Here is an 18,135-nt window from a genome sequence, read left to right on the forward strand (position 1 = left end):
GGAAATGTCATGGCACAGACCCAGACCGGAACATCTGTCCGCACGGCGCCTTCCGGCGCGCCGGGCGCGTTTTCCATCCGCCGGCTGTCGGAAACCGGCGGCGCGGAAATCACCGGGATCGACCTGTCACGGCCGATGAGCCCGGCGGTGAAGGACACGATCTACGCGGCGTTTCTGGAACATTACATCCTTGTCTTCCCCGATCAGGACCTTGACCCGGCGGCGCAGGAAGCCTTCTCGCGGCAGTTCGGCGATCTGGAAGGCAATGTCCGGCGTCTGGCGCCCGGCGTGCTGGCGCCGCTGGTCAATCTGGTGACCAACCTGGACGATAACGGCAATCCCACCGAAACCCCGCCGACGCACGGCAATTATTTCTGGCATACGGACAAGTCCTACCGGCCGGTCCCGTCGCTCGCGACCATCCTGCATGCGAAGCTGGTGCCGTCCGCCGGGGGGGACACGCAGTTCGCCAACACGGGGCTGGCCTATGACGCGCTGCCCGAGGCGATGAAGCAGCGGATCGCGAATCTGCAGGTCGTGCACAGCTGGGAAGCGAGCCGGAAAAACACCGGTAACGTGCCCGCGACGGCGGAGGAAATTGCCGACAGTCCCCCCGTCACCCATCCGCTGGTCCGCACCCATCCCGATACCGGGCGCAAGACGCTGTATCTCGGCACCCATACCTCGCATGTCGAAGGCATGGATTACGAGGAAGGCCGGGCGCTGCTGAAGGACCTGCTGGCCCATGTGGAGCAGCCGCAATTCGTCTTCACCCATCAATGGCGGCCCGGCGATGTGGTGATGTGGGACAACCGCACCCTGGTCCACCGCGCGGTCCGCAATTACGACATGAAACTGGAAAAGCGCCTGCTGCACCGCACCGTGGTGAAGGGAACGAAACCCTTCTGAGTTTTCCCGGTTTTGCGCCGGTTTCGGACCTGCAAATATATTTTTTGGCTGGCCTCACAAGGTCTGGCAGGCGCGCCCATATATTTTTTCGCAACCAGCGCCGAACCCCCCGTCAATGCGGCGGGCATGGCGGCAATCCGCTGGTTTCGGAGAACAAATCATGATCGGTTCCGCGCTTGACCCTGCTGGCGGTATAACGTCCGGGATTGCGCAATCCGGCTGCGAACAACGGCTGCCCCGGCGCAGCCTGCTTGCGGCATCGCTGTTTGCGGCGACGCCGACGTCGCTGGTCCTCAGCGAGCTGCTGACGGTCGATGGCGCCCTGGTCTGGGCGCTGGGCCGGACCCTGGATCTCGGGATCGAAACCCAGATCCTGCTCGGCGGCCTGGGCGCCGCCGTGAGCCTCTGGCTGTCATTCCTGTTTTTCCGGTCCGCGCTCCGCTACGAATGCGATCCGGCACATCAGGGGTAGAATTGCAACCGTAGATAACCCGCCCGGCCGCGCCTGCCGTAGCGCGTACCGGGCATGGCGCGCAGGGTCCTCGCCGCCGAAAGCCATGTTGATCGCCTGCTCGGGGAATCCGATGACGCCGATCCTTGTGCCGTCCGCTGAAGGTCAGCGGACGGCATCAAGGCACAGAACGGCGGTTCCCCCGGGAGCCGCCGCTTTTGTTTGCCCGCCCCTGTTACAGGTCCAGTTCTTTGGCGCAGCCGAAATTCTCCGCCAGGTCGCCCAGCTTCTTCCAGGTCGCGTCCTCGACATCGATACCGTCGACGCTGCGCTTCTGTTCGGTGAGGTATTCCATCTCGCCGGGGTAATAGACCTTGTCGAATCCCTTCTGGGTCGGGGTTTCGTTCAGGTACCGGGCGAATTCGGTGACTTCCTGCTTGAAGGTGTCCAGCGGGCGGAAGGCCTCGACCTTGAACACGGCCATGAAGCAGCCGTCATTGTGCCGTCCGGTCGGTTCCACGCCGAAGCCCAGCCCGGTCAGCAGCCCGGAGAAGATTTCGACCATCGCGGCCAGCCCCGTGCCCTTGTAGCCGACCAGCCCGCCCAGCGGCAGCAGCACGCCGCCCTTGCTGAGGTCGCCCGGGTCGGTCGTCTGTTCGCCGTCCTTGGTCAGCACCCAGCCTTCGGGAATCGACTGGCCGCGCGCCTCGGCGAGCTTGATCTTGCCGTTCGCGGCGGCCGAGGTCGCCATGTCGATGAAGACCGGCCCCGGCAAGTTGGAGGGCATGGCGATGGCGATCGGGTTGGTGCCCAGCCGCGCCTCGCGCCCGCCGAACGGCGCCACGGCCTTGGGTGAACGCCCGGAATCCGCCGTCATCATGGCGATGAAGCCTTCCTCCGCCGCCATGATCGGGTAGGAGGCGGCGCGGCCCACATGGCCCTGGCGGAACACGGTGGTCGCGGCGACGTTCTGTTTGCGGCCCTTCTCGATGGTCTTCTTCATTGCGAATTCGTTGACCACATAGCCGAAGCCCCAATGGCCGTCGATCACGGTCGTGGTGTCGCTTTCCTGGATGATGTCGATGGGCGCGCCGGGGATGATGTGCTTCACCTCGACCCGGTTGATATAGGACGGGATCTGGATGATGCCGTGCGAATCATGGCCGACCAGGTTGGCGTTGATGACATGGCGGGCCACCGTGGCGGCTTCGCTCGCCGGGGCGCCGGCCCCTTCCAGCAGTCTGGCGGCGATGGTCCTCAGTCGGTCGGCTTGAATTAACGGCATGGTCTTTCCCCCTATGGCTGGTTTCCGGGCGCGGTTCCGGGCGCCGGTGCGGTTGCTTTTCGTCTCTGCCGCCATGATAAGCACGCCGCGCGGAATATGAAAATCACCTTGGCGGATGCGCGGCCACGCGGCAGGATGGCGGGCAGGGAGACAACGCCATGACAGCACAGCAGGACAGCGAGGATCTGACGCGCGTCGGCGCGGGCACGGTGATGGGCGATTTCATGCGCCAGTACTGGATACCGGCGGCGAAATCGGACGAGCTGGCGGCCGATGGCGACCCCATGCGGCTGATGCTGCTGGGCGAGAAGCTGATCGCCTTCCGCGACACGAACGGCCGGGTCGGGGTGATGGATCACCGCTGCCCGCATCGCTGCGCCTCGCTGTTCCTCGGGCGGAACGAGGAAGGCGGCATCCGCTGCGTCTACCATGGCTGGAAATTCGATGCGGCGGGCAATTGCATCGACATGCCGAACCTGCGGCCGGAACAGGATTTCAGGCACAAGGTGCACGCGAAGGCCTACCGCGTGGCGGAGCGCAACGGGCTGGTCTGGGTCTATATGGGCGCGCGCGAACAGGCCCCGCCGCTGCCGGCGATGGAATCCACGCTGGTGCCGGAAGGCGAAGTCGGGATCAATTTCGTGATGCGCGACTGCAACTGGATGCAGGCGCTGGAAGGCGATATCGACACCTCGCATTTCGGCTTCCTGCATGTCGGTCATGTCGGGCCCGACGACGTGCCCGAAGACCACCCCTTCAACCAGACGGTCAACGACCGCGCGCCGCGTTTCGACGTGGCGGATACGCCCTGGGGCGCCAGCTACGGCGCCTGGCGGCAATGCGCGCCGGGGCGGAACTACTGGCGGATATCCAATTTCATCTTTCCGTTCTGGACGCAGACGCCGCAGGGCGCCTTCGACAGCCATGTGCATGTCCGCGCCTGGGTGCCGCTGGACGATACCCATACAATGTTCATCTATGTCTACTGGAAGGCGGGCAGTTCCGGCGGCAACCGGGAGCGGCCGCCGCTGCGCAACGGCAAGCTGGGCGCGCCGCGCGCGCAGCATGAATACCTGCCCAACACCACCGACTGGCTGGGCCGCTGGCGCATCACCGGCAATGAATCCAACGACTGGCAGATCGACCGCGCCTTGCAGCGCAGCGGCGCCCTGTTCACCGGCATCGCCAATATCCACCAGCAGGACCAGGCGGTGACCGAAAGCATGGGGCCGCTCACCGATCATGCCTTCGAGCACCTCGCCCCCTCCGACCTGATGATCACCCGCACGCGGCGGCGCTGCCTGCTGGCGGCGCGCGCCTTCCGTGCGACCGGCGAAGCCCCGCCGGGCGTCGACGATCCCGAATCCTTCTTTGCCGTGCGCAGCGGTTATTTCGAGGAAGACGAATCGGTCAAATTCGCGCAGGCCTATGCCAGCCACCTTGAAACCGTATGCCGCGCCGTGAACCCGCCCTCCGCCGAAGCGGCCGACTGACTTGCGCCGCGCCATCATCGTGCTCGGCATCGGGCAGACGCTGACCTGGGCCTCCAGCTATTACCTCGTCGCCATCCTCGCCGTGCCGATCGCGCGGGATATCGGCTTCGCCAGCAACTGGATCTTCGGGGCTTTTTCCGCCGCGCTGCTGATTTCCGCCGTGCTCGGCCCCCGCATCGGGCGGACCATCGACAGTTTCGGCGGCCGCGGCGTGCTGTCATCCGCCAATCTGGTCATCGCCGCGGGGCTGGTCGTGCTGGCCATGGCGCAGTCGGTGGCGACGGTCTGGGCCGCCTGGCTGATCCTCGGGGTCGGCATGGGGCTGGGCCTGTACGATGCCGCCTTCGCGGCGCTGGGCCGGATCTATGGCGACCAGGCGCGCCGGGCGATCACCGGCATCACCCTGATCGCCGGTTTCGCCAGCACGGTCGGCTGGCCGCTGACCGGTTGGGGGCTGGCGGAAATCGGCTGGCGCGATACCTGCCTCGCCTGGGCGGCGGCGAATGTGCTGATCGGCTTCCCGTTGAGCCGCTTTCTGATCCCGAAAACCGAACCGCCCGCCGCGTCCGCCGATGGCGTGAAACTGCCGAAGCCGCATATCCCGATGGACCGGTCGATGTGGCTGCTGGGCTTCGCCTTTGCCTCGGCCTGGATCGTGACGGCGGCGATGGCGGTGCACCTGCCGCGCATCCTGGAAACAGCGGGGGCGACCACGGCGCAGGCCATCGCCGCCGGCGCCATGATCGGCCCGGCGCAGGTCGCGGCGCGGCTGCTCGAAGCGGGCTTTCTCAGCAGGTTCCATGCGCTGGTCACCGCGCGGCTGGCGGCGGCGGCGCATCCGGTGGGCGTAGGACTGCTGTTTCTGCTCGGCGGCGCGTTTCCCTATGGCTTCGCCGTGCTGCACGGGGCCGGCAACGGCATCCTGACCATCGCGCGCGGCACGGTGCCGCTTGCGGTCTTCGGTCCGGAAAACTACGGCTACCGGCTGGGATTGCTCGGCGCCCCGGCGCGGATCGGCCAGGCGGGCGCGCCGCTGCTGTTCGGCTTCCTGATCGACGAAATCGGTACCGGCGCGCTGTATGTCTCGTCAGGCCTCAGCCTCGCGGCGCTGGCGGCGTTCTGCATGCTGCGGGCGGGGAAGGGTGCGTGAGCAAGGCGCCGCATCGGCCCTCACGAAACCGGCAGGCGATTCAGTATTGTCGCTGCGGCGAAGTGGGCGTACCAGGCGTATATCGCACAGAATACCGACAGGCAGAGTGACGGCAGCCATACGTCCCGATTTCTGAAAAACGCGAGGCCGATGACGGCGATCTGCAGGCTGGCAAACACGAGGCCCAGCCAGACGCCGCCCGCCGGAAACGCGACCTGCAGCAGCCCCGCGCCCAGCACGAATCCCTGGCTCGCCAATACCGGAAACAGAAACAGCAGCAGGCGCCGTCGCGGTCGGGCGAGACCCAGCATGGCGCCGACCATCAGGCAGACCATGCCGCCCAGCGCCAGCAACGAAAACGCGCCCTGCCCGTAGGGGTTGGTCAGGGTCGCGGCGAACCAGAGATGCAGGTCGAGGAACAGGCGTATGCCGTCGCTCACGGTTCGCCGGTGCTCTTCCGCCAGATGCGGTGGCGCTGCGCCGCCTTCGCGGCGGTGCCGTAGCGCAGGGTGGAGGGGACGGTGTCGCCGTGCGAGGTCGGCACGTTGAACTCGTCGGTCCGTGTATTGCCCGGCATGCCCATGATGCTGACCGGCATATGCGGCTGATGGGGTTCCACATACAGCCCGCGTTCCATGTCGATCAGCGGCAGGGCCATATTGCAGACCCAGTGGCACCAGGAGGGCAGGAAATGGGTCTTCAGCGTGCCGAGATGCACGGCCACGTTCAGCGCCGACTGCTCCGCCTCGCGGTAGACGGCGCGCCGGATCGCGATCTCCGCGTAGTCCTGCCAGATTTTCCAGTGCGGCGCGTCGGGCGCGCCGCAAATCGCGCCGGCGGAAACGATCGGGTGCCGGTAGAGCCGCGCCGCCATGTCTTCGCCGAAGCCTTTTTCAAGGCAGGATTTCTGCCAGTCGAGGAACCAGTGCCCGCCGCGATAGGTGGGTTTATAGGCGCGGTCGACCGCCGGGACGACGCAGAATCCGTCCCGCGCCGCGCCCGCGACGAAGAGCTTCAGCGCGTCGGCGTTCTGGAACCAGCTGTCCGCGTCGAGCCAGAAGACGTAGTCCCAGCCGGGGAAAATTTCCGGCAGGAAAGGCCGGCAGACCATCGCCTTGAACCATTCCGGCGTCTTGCCCGCCAGTCCGTCGAACGGCCAGTCCGGGGTTGTGACGACGACGTTGCGCGCCTCCAGCCAGGCGCGCTGGCCCGCCTCCAGGCCGAGATCCATGACGGCGAAATCGGTCAGGTCCCCGGCGCCACAGGAATCCCAGGAAATCCACAGGTCGCGGAGCCATGTGAAATAGGGGGCGTTGGCGCCCGAAACGATCAGCGACGGCTTGCGGGTCACTCGGGATGGTTCCTGCGGGTGGGGCATGCGGTCAACGTAACGCATATCGCCATGCGGGGGAATCGCCGCCGGTTGCCGGGATTCGCCCGCTGCGGCATATTCCTGTTACAGCATCGGAAGGGCGCGGCATGGTCAAGGTCAGCATCAAAAAGCAGGTCGAGCTCGATTACCGGGACATCCGCGCCGACGACCCGGACGACGCCTTCTTCATGCAGCTCTTCCCGAAGATCGCCCCCTTCACCATGACGGTGGAGCGCGGGATCGAGGCGCCCTACCAGCTGTTCAAGGCGATCCAGTATATCGTGCAGAACGGCATCCCCGGCGACATCGTCGAATGCGGCGTCTGGCGCGGCGGCTCGGTGATGCTGGCGGCGATGGCGCTGCGGCGCTTCGGCGACACGAGCCGAAAGATCTACCTGTATGACACGTTCGAGGGCATGACCCGCCCGGGCGACCGCGACACGGACTGGGACGGCAAGAACTACCAGCAGCTCTGGGACCAGGCGAAGCAGCAGAACAGGACCATGGGGTTTGGCGGGACGGTCGATGACGTGCGCGCCAATGTGCTGAACACCGGCTATCCGGAAGAAAACCTGGTCTTCGTGAAAGGGCCGGTGGAGGACACCATCCCCGGCGCCATGCCGGAAATTGCCGCGCTGCTGCGGCTGGATACGGACTGGTACAACTCCACCTGGCACGAACTGGTGCATCTGTATCCGGTGCTCAGCACCGGCGGCATCCTGATCATCGACGACTACGGCTGGTGCGAGGGCGCGCGCGAGGCGACCGACAGGTATATCCGGGAAAACAGGGTCCGGATTTTCCTCTCCCGTGTCGAGGAATCGGTGCGGCTGGGGGTGAAAACCGAAAGTTAGGCCGCGGGCCGGGATGCGGGCGTCCGGCTTCCCGGCGCGGCGTCAAATACCTGAGGCGCCATCGCCCCCCGCTGTGCTCAGCGCCTGGCAAGAAGGTCGCGGATTTCCTCCAGCAGGATTTCCTGCCTGGGCGGGGCGGCCGGCGCCGCGGGGGCGGCTTCTTCTTTCCTTTTCAGCGAATTCATGGCCCTGATAATTATGAACAGGGCCCAGGCGACGATCATGAAGCTGATGACGCTGTTGATGAACAGCCCGTAATTGATCGCGACCTCGGGAACATTCGCCACCGCGTCGCCGTCTTTCAGGACGATCTTCAGGTCGGAAAAATCGACGCCGCCCAGCAGCAGTCCAATCGGCGGCATGATGATATCGTTCACCAGCGACTTGACGATTGTGCCGAACGCGCCGCCAAGTACGAAGCCGACGGCCAGATCCACCACATTGCCACGCATGGCAAATTTCTTGAATTCGTTAAGCATCTTCTGGTCCCCAGTTAAATCGCCTGACCCCGGACGGCGCCTGCCGCCTGGGCAATACGGTGACGGCGACGCCGCCGCTTGCGGCGCAGTCTAGAGTAGATCGCCTTTTATCTGACGCAATAATTGCGTCAGATAAAAGGCGTGAATCTGCTCTATCACTTTAAATTAAAAGCAGATTCACGTGTTAATCGGAATCACGATTTTCTTTAAGGCGGATTCACGGTACCCTGCCCACCAGAGAGGAAATCCGCCGTATGCCAAACGACCTGACGCAGCTTTTGGTCCTCGTCGTGGACCCGGACCGGGCCATGTCCGCGCTGACGCGGGATGTTCTGAAATCGATCGGTATCGCCAAGGTCGATACGGTCGGTGACGCCGAGCGGGCGTTTGGCGAACTTCGCGCGAACGCCTATGACATCGTAATTACCGAACGGGACATGGCGCCGACGGACGGTATTGCGCTGACGAAGACGATCCGGACATCCGGGAAAAGCGGGAATTCCCATGTCGCGATTCTGATGATGACCGCGATGCCGACCAGGGAAATGGTGACAGAGGCCCGCGACGCCGGCGTGACCGAGTTTCTCATCAAGCCGTTTTCGATGGCGGATTTGCGGGCGCGGATCATCGCGATTCTGCGCCATCCGCGCAGTTTTATCGAAGAGTCGGATTACTTCGGTCCGGACCGGCGGCGCGCCGACCGGGACTATTACGGCGAGGACCAGCGCGGGGACGACCCGGACCGCTGAACGGTCCGGCTCCCCGGCCGGTCATTGCCGCGTCCTCCGGTCAGGCGACGGCGCGCATGCCGCGCCGCTGCGCGACGGCCGCCGCCAGGCCTTCCAGCACCGCGACGGAGGTGTCCCAGTCGATGCAGCCGTCGGTGATGCTCTGCCCGTAGGTCAGCGGCCTGCCGGGCACGAGGTCCTGCCGTCCGCCGACCAGGTGGCTTTCGATCATGACGCCGGTAATGCGGTCGTCGCCGGCGGCGATCCGGGCGGCGACATCGGCCATGACGGCCGGCTGGTTTTCCGGGTTCTTGGCGCTGTTCGCATGGCTGGCGTCGATCACCACGGATGCTGCCAGGCCCGATTTCCGCGCCACGGCGCAGGCGGCGTCCACGCTGGCCGCGTCGTAATTGGGCGCCTTGCCGCCGCGCAGGATGATGTGGCAGTCCTCATTACCGGTGGTCGTGGCGATGGCGGAACGGCCGTCCTTCGTCACCGCGAGGAAGTGATGCGGCTGGGCGGCGGCGCTTGCGGCATCGACGGCGATCTTCACGTCGCCGCCGGTGCCGTTCTTGAATCCGACCGGGCAGGACAGGCCGGAGGCCAGTTCGCGGTGCACCTGGCTTTCCGTCGTGCGCGCGCCGATGGCGGCCCAGGACACCAGGTCGGCGATGTATTGCGGGATCGTCATGTCGAGGAACTCGCAGCCGGCCGGCAGGCCCAGGTTGTTGATGTCCAGCAGCAGCCGCCGCGCCAGGCGCAGCCCCCGTTCGATCTCGAAACTGCCGTCAAGGTTCGGGTCGTTGATCAGCCCCTTCCAGCCCACGGTGGTGCGCGGTTTGGAGAAATAGACCCGCATGACGAGCTCCAGCGTATCGCCGAACCGGCCGCGCAGGGCGGCCAGGCGGGTGGCGTATTCCATCGCGGCGGCCGGGTCGTGGATCGAGCAGGGGCCGATGACGACCGCCAGCCGGTCGTCGCGCCGGTGCAGGATCTGCTGCAGCGCGCGCCGCGCCCCGGTCACCGTTCCGGTCGCCCGGGGGGTGCGCGGGTATTGGGCGATGATCTGGGCGGGCGTGTTCAGTTCGGTGATATCGCGGATGCGGATATCGTCCGTGGTGTCGATTGTGGCGGCGATGGCGCCGGTATGGTCCAACATGTGCCGGATCTCCCTGGTTCTGGCCAGGCCGGCGGCATAAAAAAACCGCCAGCATCGTGGCGGTTTTGAGACTGTCCCTGATCGAAATTCAGATCGAACGAACCCCTGCCGCCGCCGATGGCATCGGATAGCTGAAGTACCAGAAGGTAAACGTGGCGGTTACGGTGTTCATGATGATGGATATAGGACAGCCGAACCGGTTTGTCACGCAACGATTTCACCCCGGACAATGCGCAACGCGGCAGGTCCCGTTCATTTCCGGAATCCGGACAGGAATCAAAAAGAGACGGGCCGGAGCCCGCCTCATATTTGGTGCTCATGCCGCCCTGAAGCGGATGAACTTGTTAACGGAAAGACCACGTTTCCCCATCGGCTAAATGGTTGCGCGAAATCCGTTAAAAACATTAAATAGTGACAACAACTGATTGTCAATGAAAGATCCAGTCATGTCACAGGAATTCAGGTTGGGCCTCGATATCGGGGCGAATTCGATTGGGTGGGCGATTGTTGATCTGGAAACGGGCGGCAAACCTGCTTCAATTCGCGATGCCGGCGTCAGGATATTTTCCGACGGACGCAATCCCAAGGACCGGACTTCACTGGCTGTGGCCCGCAGGCAGGCACGCCAGATGCGTCGGCAGCGGGACCGGTATCTGCAAAGACGCGACAAATTCATGAACGCGCTGATACGCGCCGGGCTCATGCCGGAGGACGAAGCCGCGAGAAAAACGCTTGAGCGGCTTGACCCCTATATGCTGCGCCTGCGGTGCCTTGACGAGCGGGTGGCGTTGTTCGAACTGGGGCGGGCGCTGTTTCATTTAAACCAGCGGCGGGGATTTCGAAGCAATCTCCGAATCGACAAGACGGATGACGCGGAGTCGGGGAAGGTCCGTACCGGTGGCGACAGGCTGCGCGATCTTCTGCAGGATACCGGCGCCCGCACCTTGGGCGAGTTTCTTGCGATGCGCCATGAATTGCATGACCCGGTCCGGGTGCGGATGAGCGGCGCCGGCGCGCAGGCTGTTTACGAATTTTATCCGCAAAGGGACATGGTTGAAGCTGAATTCGACGCATTGTGGGAAAGTCAGGCGCAATATCATCCGGAAGAGCTTTCGCCGCAATGGCGTGACGAACTCAAGGGCATCCTGCTGTTCCAGCGCCCCCTGAAACCGGTGCGACCGGGAAAATGCACCCTGATTCCGACGGAGGAACGCGCGCCTGCGGCCCTGCCGCTGGCGCAACGTCGGCGCATTCTTGAAGAAGTGAACCATCTGCGTGTCTCGTTCGGCCCTGGTGAAATGACGCGGCCGCTGTGCCGGGAAGAAAGGGACAAGGTCGTTCTTGCGCTACTGCAAAAACAGAAAGTCACGTTCACGGGAATCCGGCGATTGCTCGGGTTTGCCGGCGACACGGTTTTCAACACGGAGTCCGGCAAGCGCCAACACCTCGACGGTGACCTTACGTCCTGTGTCCTGTCCCGAAAGAACCTGTTCGGTCCCTACTGGCGTGCCCGGGATCTGGAAACGCAAACCGAAATTGTCGAGCGGCTCCTGGTCGAAGAGGACGAGACGCGGCTGATCGCATGGCTGTGCGAAAGAACAGGCGTGGATGCGCAGACCGCCGAAAGGATTGCCGGTGCGCGACTGCCGGACGGACATTCGCGGCTGGGGCGTTCGGCGTTGGCGCGTGTGGTGCCCGCGCTCGAACGGGATGTGGTTGTCTACAGCGATGCAGTGCGCGATGCGGGGTTCGATCATCATTCCGATTTCCGCGACGGCGAAAGACACGACCGCCTGTCGTATTATGGCGAACGGCTCGAAAGGCATGTCGCGTTCGGCACGGGAGAGCCGGGCGACATGCCGGAAAAGCGCATCGGCAGGATTGCCAATCCCACTGTCCACATCGGGCTGAACCAGATTCGGCGCCTGGTAAATGCGATCATCGACGTGTACGGCCATCCGACGGAGATTCATATCGAACTGGCGCGCGACCTCAAGAACAGCATTGAGAAACAGCGCGATATCGAACGGGAACAGGCGGAAAACCAGCGCCGGAACGATGAGCGCCGCCTCCGGCTGGCGGAATGCGGGCAGCCGGATACCGGCGAGAATAGATTGAAACTGCGCCTGTGGGAGGAACTCGGCCCGCCACAGGATCGGCGCTGCGTATATACGGGTGAACAGATTTCAATTCGACGCCTGCTTAGCGACGATGTGGAAATCGAGCATATCCTGCCGTTTTCGAAAACCCTCGATAACAGCGCCGCCAACAAGACCGTTTGCCTGCGCCGGGCCAATCGGGACAAGGGCAATAAAGCGCCTTTCGCCGCGTTCGGCCACAGTCCCGACGGCTACGACTGGAGCGGCGTTGCCGCGAGGGCGTGGGAATTGCCAAAGAACAAGCGGTGGCGATTTGCGCCGGACGCAATGGAAAACCTCGACGCGGGGTTTCTGGATCGCCACCTGACCGATACCCAATACATTTCACGGATCGCCCGCGAATACCTGACGGCTGTTTGCGACCCGGACAGGGTTGTCGCAATTCCCGGCAGAATGACGGCGATGCTGCGCGGAAAATGGGGGCTGAACAGCCTGTTATCGGACCATAACCGCAAGAACCGGACCGATCACCGGCACCACGCCATCGATGCGGCGGTGGTCGCCATGACCGATCGCGGTATGCTCAATCGTATCGCCCGCGCGGCGGCACGGGCGGAAGAATCGGGTGTTTCGCGTATCCTCGAAGATATGCCCGATCCCTGGGACGGGTTCCGCGCGCAGCTTGGTTCGGTGCTGGACCGGCTCGTCGTCTCGCACCGACCGGATCACGGCAAACAGGGGCGATTGCACAACGATACCGCCTACGGCCTTGTATCGGAACCCGATACCCGTGGCGCGCGGACAGTCGTTCACCGCAAGCCGCTGGGCAGTTTCAAATCCGTCAAGGAATTGTCCGCGATCCGCGACAACGCGCTGCGCGACCGGATAGAAGCGACCGTCGCGGCGGATGCGGCGGCAGGCATTTCCCTGGGTGACAGCCTCGCCCGATTTTCCGAACGGGAGGGCGTTCGCCGGGTTCGTATCTGTGAAAAGCTGTCCGTTATCCCGATTTGCGACAGGGAGGGCAAACCCTACAAGGCGTACAAGGGAGACAGCAATTACTGTTACGACATTTTTGCCGTTTCCGGCGGCGGCTGGCGGGGCGACGTGCTCAGCACGTTCGATGCCAATACGAAAGGGCGCACGCCGCTGCCGGATGGCGCTTCGCGAATCATGCGATTGCGCAAGGACGACCTCGTGGGGATCGACGGTGACGACGGCCGCCGGGTCATGCGGGTCGTCAAGTTCAGTCCGGGTCAGATCGTCCTTGCGGAACACCAGGAAGGCGGCCCACTGAAACAGCGCGATGCCGCGCCGGTGGACGAGGATCCCTTCCAGTACCTGACCCGCTCACCCGAAGGGTTGCGTAAACTGAACGCCAGCCCCCTGGCGGTCGATATACTCGGCCGGGTGTACGATCCCGGAAACCGGCAATGATCGGGCGGGTGGTGGAAATAGCCGGCGACGACCGGCACCTTTCGCTCTTGCGCGGCTTCATGCTGGTCCGGTCGGAAGGCAGCGAAATCGCCCGTATTCCGCTGGACGATATCGGCGTACTCGTAGCGAACGGGCATGGGTTATCCTATTCGCATAACCTGCTGCTCGCGCTCGCCGACCGTGGCGTCGCGATGGTGCTGTGCGGGACAAACCAGTCGCCCGCCGCATGGTTATGGCCGGTCGCCGGACACCACGCGCAAACGGCAAACATGCTGGCGCAATCTGTAATCGGCAAACCGCTGGCGAAGCGGCTGTGGCAGGGACTCGTGGTCGCCAAGGTTGCGCAACAGGCGGCGGTTCTGGACATCGCCGGAAAACCGTCAGGCGGCATTGCCGCGCTGGGACGAAAGGTTCGCTCCGGCGATCCGGAAAACATCGAAGCCCAGGCGGCCCGGCGCTATTGGCCGTTGCTGATGGGACCGGATTTCAGACGGGACCGTAGCGCGCCAGGCGCCAATGCATTGCTGAATTACGGCTATACAATCCTGCGGTCGATGACCGCGCGATCCGTGGCCGCGGCGGGACTGCATCCGTCTCTCGGGTTGCATCATCGGACCCGGACCGACCCGCTCTGCCTCGCTTCGGACCTGATGGAACCGTTTCGCCCGCTGATCGATCTGGCGGTATTCCGCCTGATTGCCGACGGCAACGACGAACTGACCCCGGAGGTGAAGGCTGTTCTTGCTGCAGTGACGTCCGTGGACATGCGGTCACCGCGCGGCACGACGCCGCTGGCGACCTGTATCGAGCGTCTGGCCACGTCCGTGGCGAGGGCCTGCGTCGATGGGACCGGCAGCCTGGACCTGCCGCTATCGCCGCAACCGCTGGACGCGGCATGGCTGGGGCGGGTGCGATAAATGGCGCTGAGCGGGTACCGGCTGATGTGGATGATGGTACTTTTCGATCTGCCGGTTCTGACCAAACCCGAACGCAAGGCGGCGTCGGGTTTCCGCAATTTCCTGTTGGATCAGGGATTCGAGATGGCCCAGTTTTCCGTTTATCTGCGATTCTGTTCCGGCAAGGAACAGGTGGAAGCCCATACCAAACGGATTCGCAGGAATCTGCCCCGGACCGGCAAGGTCACGATTCTCGGTTTTACCGACCGGCAATACGAAAACATCGTGAACTTCGATGGACGAAAACAGGAACCCGAACGCAAAAATCCCGGTCAGTACCTTTTGCTGTAATCCTTCGGTCGGATTTACCGAAATGCAGCCGCAAAAAAATGCCCTGAAAACAGGGCATTAGAAGGGTTTGTAGTTTAGCCGATGGGGAAACGAGGTCAAACCGCAACGTATGACCCGGTTTCGACGATCAGGGCAGGAGTTTAGCCGATGGGGAAACGAGGTCAAACCGCAACGCGGCTGGATGATGAGCGTCACCGTGATATAGTTTAGCCGATGGGGAAACGAGGTCAAACCGCAACTCGCAGTTCGTCGCTAAGGTTGCGACGGTGAGTTTAGCCGATGGGGAAACGAGGTCAAACCGCAACGGGCTACCCGGCTAAGCATCACCCGATGCGAGTTTAGCCGATGGGGAAACGAGGTCAAACCGCAACCCAGGCTGGATGGATAGTCTTTTGGTTACAGTTTAGCCGATGGGGAAACGAGGTCAAACCGCAACGACAATTGTCATGCGCGCCCTGATCGATGGAGTTTAGCCGATGGGGAAACGAGGTCAAACCGCAACGAACAGGCAAGACGACGCTGGCGCGGCACCAGTTTAGCCGATGGGGAAACGAGGTCAAACCGCAACCAATGCGCGCGCGCCTGTTCGAGACGGAAAAGTTTAGCCGATGGGGAAACGAGGTCAAACCGCAACTGGTTGTCTTGTTGAACGTGTCCAGGTGTTAGTTTAGCCGATGGGGAAACGAGGTCAAACCGCAACGCGGCGGCACACGATACACAGAAATCGTAGTTTAGCCGATGGGGAAACGAGGTCAAACCGCAACGCGAGCGGGCCTGTTGCGATCCGAACGCGAGTTTAGCCGATGGGGAAACGAGGTCAAACCGCAACCATTTGCGGCGGAAGCCATGCTTTCATATCAGTTTAGCCGATGGGGAAACGAGGTCAAACCGCAACAAGGACAAGGTCGAAACAAAGGAATTTCGAAGTTTAGCCGATGGGGAAACGAGGTCAAACCGCAACCCAACCGCCTTCATTGTGCCGTTGGTCTTAGTTTAGCCGATGGGGAAACGAGGTCAAACCGCAACAGGGCAGGCATTCGATCGTCACACTGGCCAAGTTTAGCCGATGGGGAAACGAGGTCAAACCGCAACTGATCGGGTCGCGGCCATGCCGCATGAATTAGTTTAGCCGATGGGGAAACGAGGTCAAACCGCAACGCGATCAATCGTCTTGTGGCGCAGGCGGCAGTTTAGCCGATGGGGAAACGAGGTCAAACCGCAACTCACATGGGCGCTTGCGCAAGATGTGAAGCAGTTTAGCCGATGGGGAAACGAGGTCAAACCGCAACGGAATTGCCGACGCGTTGCGGTGACGCTTCAGTTTAGCCGATGGGGAAACGAGGTCAAACCGCAACTCCAGAGGGTACACATCCGTCGCTGTTTGAAGTTTAGCCGATGGGGAAACGAGGTCAAACCGCAACCCTTCGGTGCGCAACCTGATGGCATAGGTCAGTTTAGCCGATGGGGAAACGAGGTCAAACCGCAACGGTGTCACGTCAATCGAGACGGGCGCGAGAAGTTTAGCCGATGGGGAAACGAGGTCAAACCGCAACGGCTGGGCTGGATTCTCTTTAGATAATAGAAGTTTAGCCGATGGGGAAACGAGGTCAAACCGCAACTGATCGCCGCTGGCGGTGGCCGCGCCCTGAAGTTTAGCCGATGGGGAAACGAGGTCAAACCGCAACCATATCTTCGGCAAGGCGCTGCCGGAACGGAGTTTAGCCGATGGGGAAACGAGGTCAAACCGCAAACCATGGGGGGGGGGGAGAATCGGAATTGACAACATACCGACCGGTTGGTATGTTTCCGGCGAAAGAGGGAAGGGCGATGGCCGGGCGACAGGGCGATGCGAAAACCAGAATTCTCGATGCGGCGCTTTGCGTGATCCGCGCGAAGGGCTATGCCGCGACGACGGTGGATGACCTCTGTGCCGCCGCCGGGGTGACGAAGGGCGCGTTCTTTCACCATTTCGCCAGCAAGGAAGCGCTGGGCGTGGCGGCGGCGGATCACTGGTCGGCGGTTACCGGCGCCTTCTTCGCCGCGGCGCCGTATCACGACCATGCCGATCCGCTGGACCGGGTGCTCGGCTATATCGATTTCCGCCGGGCGATCCTGCAGGGGGCGGTGCCGGAATTCACCTGCCTTGTGGGCACGTTGCTGCAGGAAACCCATGACAGCCACCCCGCGATCCGCGACGCCTGCGACCGCTGCATCAGCGCCCATGCGAAAACCCTGGAGGCGGATATCGCCGCGGCCATGGCGGCGCGCGGCGTCAAGGCGGACTGGACGGCGGCCAGCCTGGCGCTGCACACGCAGGCGGTGCTGCAGGGCGCCTTCATCCTCGCCAAGGCGCGAAGCGGCCCCGCCGTCGCCGCCGAAAGCGTCGATCACCTGCGCCGCTATGTCGAAATGCTTTTCACCAACCCTGGCGACAAGGAGCAAGTGTCATGACCGCCGAATCCGACGGCAATACCGATACGAACCGCGACCTGGTGCTGACCCGCATCATTCCCGTTCCCCGGCCGGCGCTGTGGCGCTGCTGGACCGAACCGGCGCTGCTGACCCGGTGGTTCACGCCGCATCCCTGGACGACGGTCCGGGCGGAACTGGATGTCCGGCCCGGCGGCGCCTGCTGCGTCACCATGCGCAGCCCGGAAGGGGAGGAATTCCCCAATCCCGGCGTCTATCTGGAAGTGGCGCCGTGCGAGAAGCTTGTGATGACCGATGCCTATATTTCCGCCTGGGAGCCGTCTGAAAAGCCGTTCATGACGTCGATCGTCACCTTCGCGGACGAAGCCGGCGGCACGCGCTATACCGCGCGCGCCCGCCACTGGACGGTCGCCGACCGCGAGGCGCATGAAAAAATGGGCTTCCATGAAGGCTGGGGCAAGGCCGCCGACCAGTTGCAACAGATCGCCGCTACGCTCTGACGACGATAAACGAAGGAAAGGACACACGATCATGACCGAACCGATCCGACCCGACCCGCCGCATGGCATGAGCGCCCTGTCGCCGCATCTCGTCTGCGCCGGCGCGGCGGCCGCTATCGATTTCTACAAACAGGCCTTCGGCGCCGTGGAAATGGCCCGCGTGCCGGCGCCGGACGGTACGCTGCTGCATGCCAGCGTGACGATCTGCGGCTGCTCCGTCATGCTGATGGATGAAATGCGGGGCTGCGGCGCCATCGGCCCGAAGGCGCTCAACGGAACGCCGGTGACCATCCACCTGTTCGTCGAGGATGTGGACGCGGTCTTTGCGCGGGCGGTCGCCGCCGGCGCGACCGTGGTGATGCCGGTCGAGGACATGTTCTGGGGCGACCGCTACGGCGTGGTCGAGGACCCGTTCGGCCACCGCTGGTCCGTCGCCACCCATGTGCGCGATGTGAGCGCGGCGGAGATTCAGGACGCCGTCGCCCGGTTCGTCCCGCAGGGCTGACATGGCGACGCCGGCTGTCGCAAGACCTTTGGCCGCT

17 protein-coding genes and 1 CRISPR repeat array are annotated in these 18,135 nt (G+C 63.4%); of the genes, 12 read left to right on the plus strand and 5 right to left on the minus strand.

The annotated features are described in order from the left end of the window. Positions 1-9 precede the first annotated feature (9 nt). Together WD767_13715 and WD767_13720 are read left to right on the plus strand one after the other, a co-directional pair. A complete protein-coding gene (locus tag WD767_13715) occupies positions 10-909 on the plus strand; it encodes a TauD/TfdA family dioxygenase (GenBank protein ID MEX2617148.1) in 900 nt (299 codons plus the stop codon). Positions 910-1,069: 160 nt separating this feature from the next. Next, positions 1,070-1,381 carry a hypothetical protein gene (locus WD767_13720; GenBank protein ID MEX2617149.1) on the plus strand — a complete coding sequence of 104 codons (312 nt, stop codon included), beginning with the start codon at positions 1,070-1,072 and terminating at the stop codon, positions 1,379-1,381. A gap of 214 nt (positions 1,382-1,595) precedes the next feature. Here the strand turns inward: WD767_13720 and WD767_13725 are convergent, their stop codons facing one another. Next, entirely contained in the window at positions 1,596-2,645 is a 1,050-nt protein-coding gene (locus WD767_13725; protein ID MEX2617150.1) for an Ldh family oxidoreductase, read from the minus strand. A gap of 158 nt (positions 2,646-2,803) precedes the next feature. On the opposite strand from WD767_13725, the gene WD767_13730 reads away from it, so the two are divergent. Together WD767_13730 and WD767_13735 are read left to right on the plus strand one after the other, a co-directional pair. Next, positions 2,804-4,138, plus strand: coding sequence for a Rieske 2Fe-2S domain-containing protein (locus WD767_13730; protein ID MEX2617151.1), 1,335 nt, complete (start codon positions 2,804-2,806; stop codon positions 4,136-4,138). Between the two features lies 1 nt (position 4,139). Continuing rightward, a complete protein-coding gene (locus WD767_13735) occupies positions 4,140-5,288 on the plus strand; it encodes an MFS transporter (protein ID MEX2617152.1) in 1,149 nt (382 codons plus the stop codon). Between the two features lie 20 nt (positions 5,289-5,308). Here the strand turns inward: WD767_13735 and WD767_13740 are convergent, their stop codons facing one another. Next, positions 5,309-5,728 (minus strand): hypothetical protein, encoded by a 420-nt coding sequence (locus WD767_13740; protein MEX2617153.1) that lies wholly within the window; start codon positions 5,726-5,728, stop codon positions 5,309-5,311. After that, a complete protein-coding gene (locus tag WD767_13745; GenBank protein MEX2617154.1) occupies positions 5,725-6,639 on the minus strand; it encodes a hypothetical protein in 915 nt (304 codons plus the stop codon). The genes WD767_13740 and WD767_13745 overlap by 4 nt, the downstream gene beginning before the upstream one ends. A 128-nt stretch (positions 6,640-6,767) precedes the next feature. On the opposite strand from WD767_13745, the gene WD767_13750 reads away from it, so the two are divergent. Continuing rightward, entirely contained in the window at positions 6,768-7,514 is a 747-nt protein-coding gene (locus WD767_13750; protein ID MEX2617155.1) for a TylF/MycF/NovP-related O-methyltransferase, read from the plus strand. Between the two features lie 77 nt (positions 7,515-7,591). Here WD767_13750 and mscL read toward each other — a convergent pair whose 3' ends face one another. Then, complete coding sequence (gene mscL / locus WD767_13755; GenBank protein ID MEX2617156.1) at positions 7,592-7,993, minus strand: large-conductance mechanosensitive channel protein MscL; 402 nt, start codon at positions 7,991-7,993, stop codon at positions 7,592-7,594. Between the two features lie 254 nt (positions 7,994-8,247). On the opposite strand from mscL, the gene WD767_13760 reads away from it, so the two are divergent. Then, complete coding sequence (locus tag WD767_13760; protein ID MEX2617157.1) at positions 8,248-8,742, plus strand: response regulator; 495 nt, start codon at positions 8,248-8,250, stop codon at positions 8,740-8,742. Positions 8,743-8,782: 40 nt separating this feature from the next. Here the strand turns inward: WD767_13760 and WD767_13765 are convergent, their stop codons facing one another. Further along, positions 8,783-9,880 (minus strand): 3-deoxy-7-phosphoheptulonate synthase, encoded by a 1,098-nt coding sequence (locus WD767_13765; GenBank protein MEX2617158.1) that lies wholly within the window; start codon positions 9,878-9,880, stop codon positions 8,783-8,785. A gap of 446 nt (positions 9,881-10,326) precedes the next feature. On the opposite strand from WD767_13765, the gene cas9 reads away from it, so the two are divergent. From cas9 to WD767_13795, 6 genes are all read left to right on the plus strand, one after another. Beyond that, positions 10,327-13,416 (plus strand): type II CRISPR RNA-guided endonuclease Cas9, encoded by a 3,090-nt coding sequence (gene cas9, locus WD767_13770; protein MEX2617159.1) that lies wholly within the window; start codon positions 10,327-10,329, stop codon positions 13,414-13,416. Further along, positions 13,413-14,333, plus strand: a complete 921-nt coding sequence (gene cas1, locus WD767_13775) for a type II CRISPR-associated endonuclease Cas1 (GenBank protein MEX2617160.1) — start codon at positions 13,413-13,415, stop codon at positions 14,331-14,333. The genes cas9 and cas1 overlap by 4 nt, the downstream gene beginning before the upstream one ends. Further along, on the plus strand, positions 14,334-14,663 hold the full coding sequence (cas2, locus tag WD767_13780) for a CRISPR-associated endonuclease Cas2 (protein MEX2617161.1): 330 nt from the start codon (positions 14,334-14,336) through the stop codon (positions 14,661-14,663). A gap of 71 nt (positions 14,664-14,734) precedes the next feature. Then, a CRISPR array of direct repeats spans positions 14,735-16,414; the repeat unit is 36 nt; unit sequence AGTTTAGCCGATGGGGAAACGAGGTCAAACCGCAAC. A gap of 76 nt (positions 16,415-16,490) precedes the next feature. After that, a complete protein-coding gene (locus WD767_13785) occupies positions 16,491-17,114 on the plus strand; it encodes a TetR/AcrR family transcriptional regulator (protein ID MEX2617162.1) in 624 nt (207 codons plus the stop codon). Then, positions 17,111-17,593, plus strand: a complete 483-nt coding sequence (locus tag WD767_13790; GenBank protein ID MEX2617163.1) for an SRPBCC family protein — start codon at positions 17,111-17,113, stop codon at positions 17,591-17,593. The genes WD767_13785 and WD767_13790 overlap by 4 nt, the downstream gene beginning before the upstream one ends. 31 nt (positions 17,594-17,624) lie before the next feature. Beyond that, positions 17,625-18,098: a VOC family protein gene (locus WD767_13795; GenBank protein MEX2617164.1), complete on the plus strand. Its 474-nt coding sequence runs from the start codon at positions 17,625-17,627 to the stop codon at positions 18,096-18,098. The last annotated feature ends 37 nt before the right edge of the window (positions 18,099-18,135 follow it).

It is taken from the genome of Alphaproteobacteria bacterium (genome assembly GCA_040905865.1).
In the GTDB taxonomy this organism is placed as follows: domain Bacteria; phylum Pseudomonadota; class Alphaproteobacteria; order UBA8366.

Coding starts and splice junctions, on each gene's coding strand:
- WD767_13730 (MEX2617151.1), top strand. CDS start 2,804: ATGACAGCACAGCAGGACAGCGAGGATCTGACGCGCGTCGGCGCGGGC.
- WD767_13725 (MEX2617150.1), bottom strand. CDS start 2,645: ATGCCGTTAATTCAAGCCGACCGACTGAGGACCATCGCCGCCAGACTG.
- mscL (MEX2617156.1), bottom strand. CDS start 7,993: ATGCTTAACGAATTCAAGAAATTTGCCATGCGTGGCAATGTGGTGGAT.
- WD767_13760 (MEX2617157.1), top strand. CDS start 8,248: ATGCCAAACGACCTGACGCAGCTTTTGGTCCTCGTCGTGGACCCGGAC.
- cas9 (MEX2617159.1), top strand. CDS start 10,327: ATGTCACAGGAATTCAGGTTGGGCCTCGATATCGGGGCGAATTCGATT.
- WD767_13750 (MEX2617155.1), top strand. CDS start 6,768: ATGGTCAAGGTCAGCATCAAAAAGCAGGTCGAGCTCGATTACCGGGAC.
- WD767_13790 (MEX2617163.1), top strand. CDS start 17,111: ATGACCGCCGAATCCGACGGCAATACCGATACGAACCGCGACCTGGTG.
- WD767_13715 (MEX2617148.1), top strand. CDS start 10: ATGGCACAGACCCAGACCGGAACATCTGTCCGCACGGCGCCTTCCGGC.
- WD767_13765 (MEX2617158.1), bottom strand. CDS start 9,880: ATGTTGGACCATACCGGCGCCATCGCCGCCACAATCGACACCACGGAC.
- cas1 (MEX2617160.1), top strand. CDS start 13,413: ATGATCGGGCGGGTGGTGGAAATAGCCGGCGACGACCGGCACCTTTCG.
- WD767_13785 (MEX2617162.1), top strand. CDS start 16,491: ATGGCCGGGCGACAGGGCGATGCGAAAACCAGAATTCTCGATGCGGCG.
- WD767_13795 (MEX2617164.1), top strand. CDS start 17,625: ATGACCGAACCGATCCGACCCGACCCGCCGCATGGCATGAGCGCCCTG.
- cas2 (MEX2617161.1), top strand. CDS start 14,334: ATGGCGCTGAGCGGGTACCGGCTGATGTGGATGATGGTACTTTTCGAT.
- WD767_13720 (MEX2617149.1), top strand. CDS start 1,070: ATGATCGGTTCCGCGCTTGACCCTGCTGGCGGTATAACGTCCGGGATT.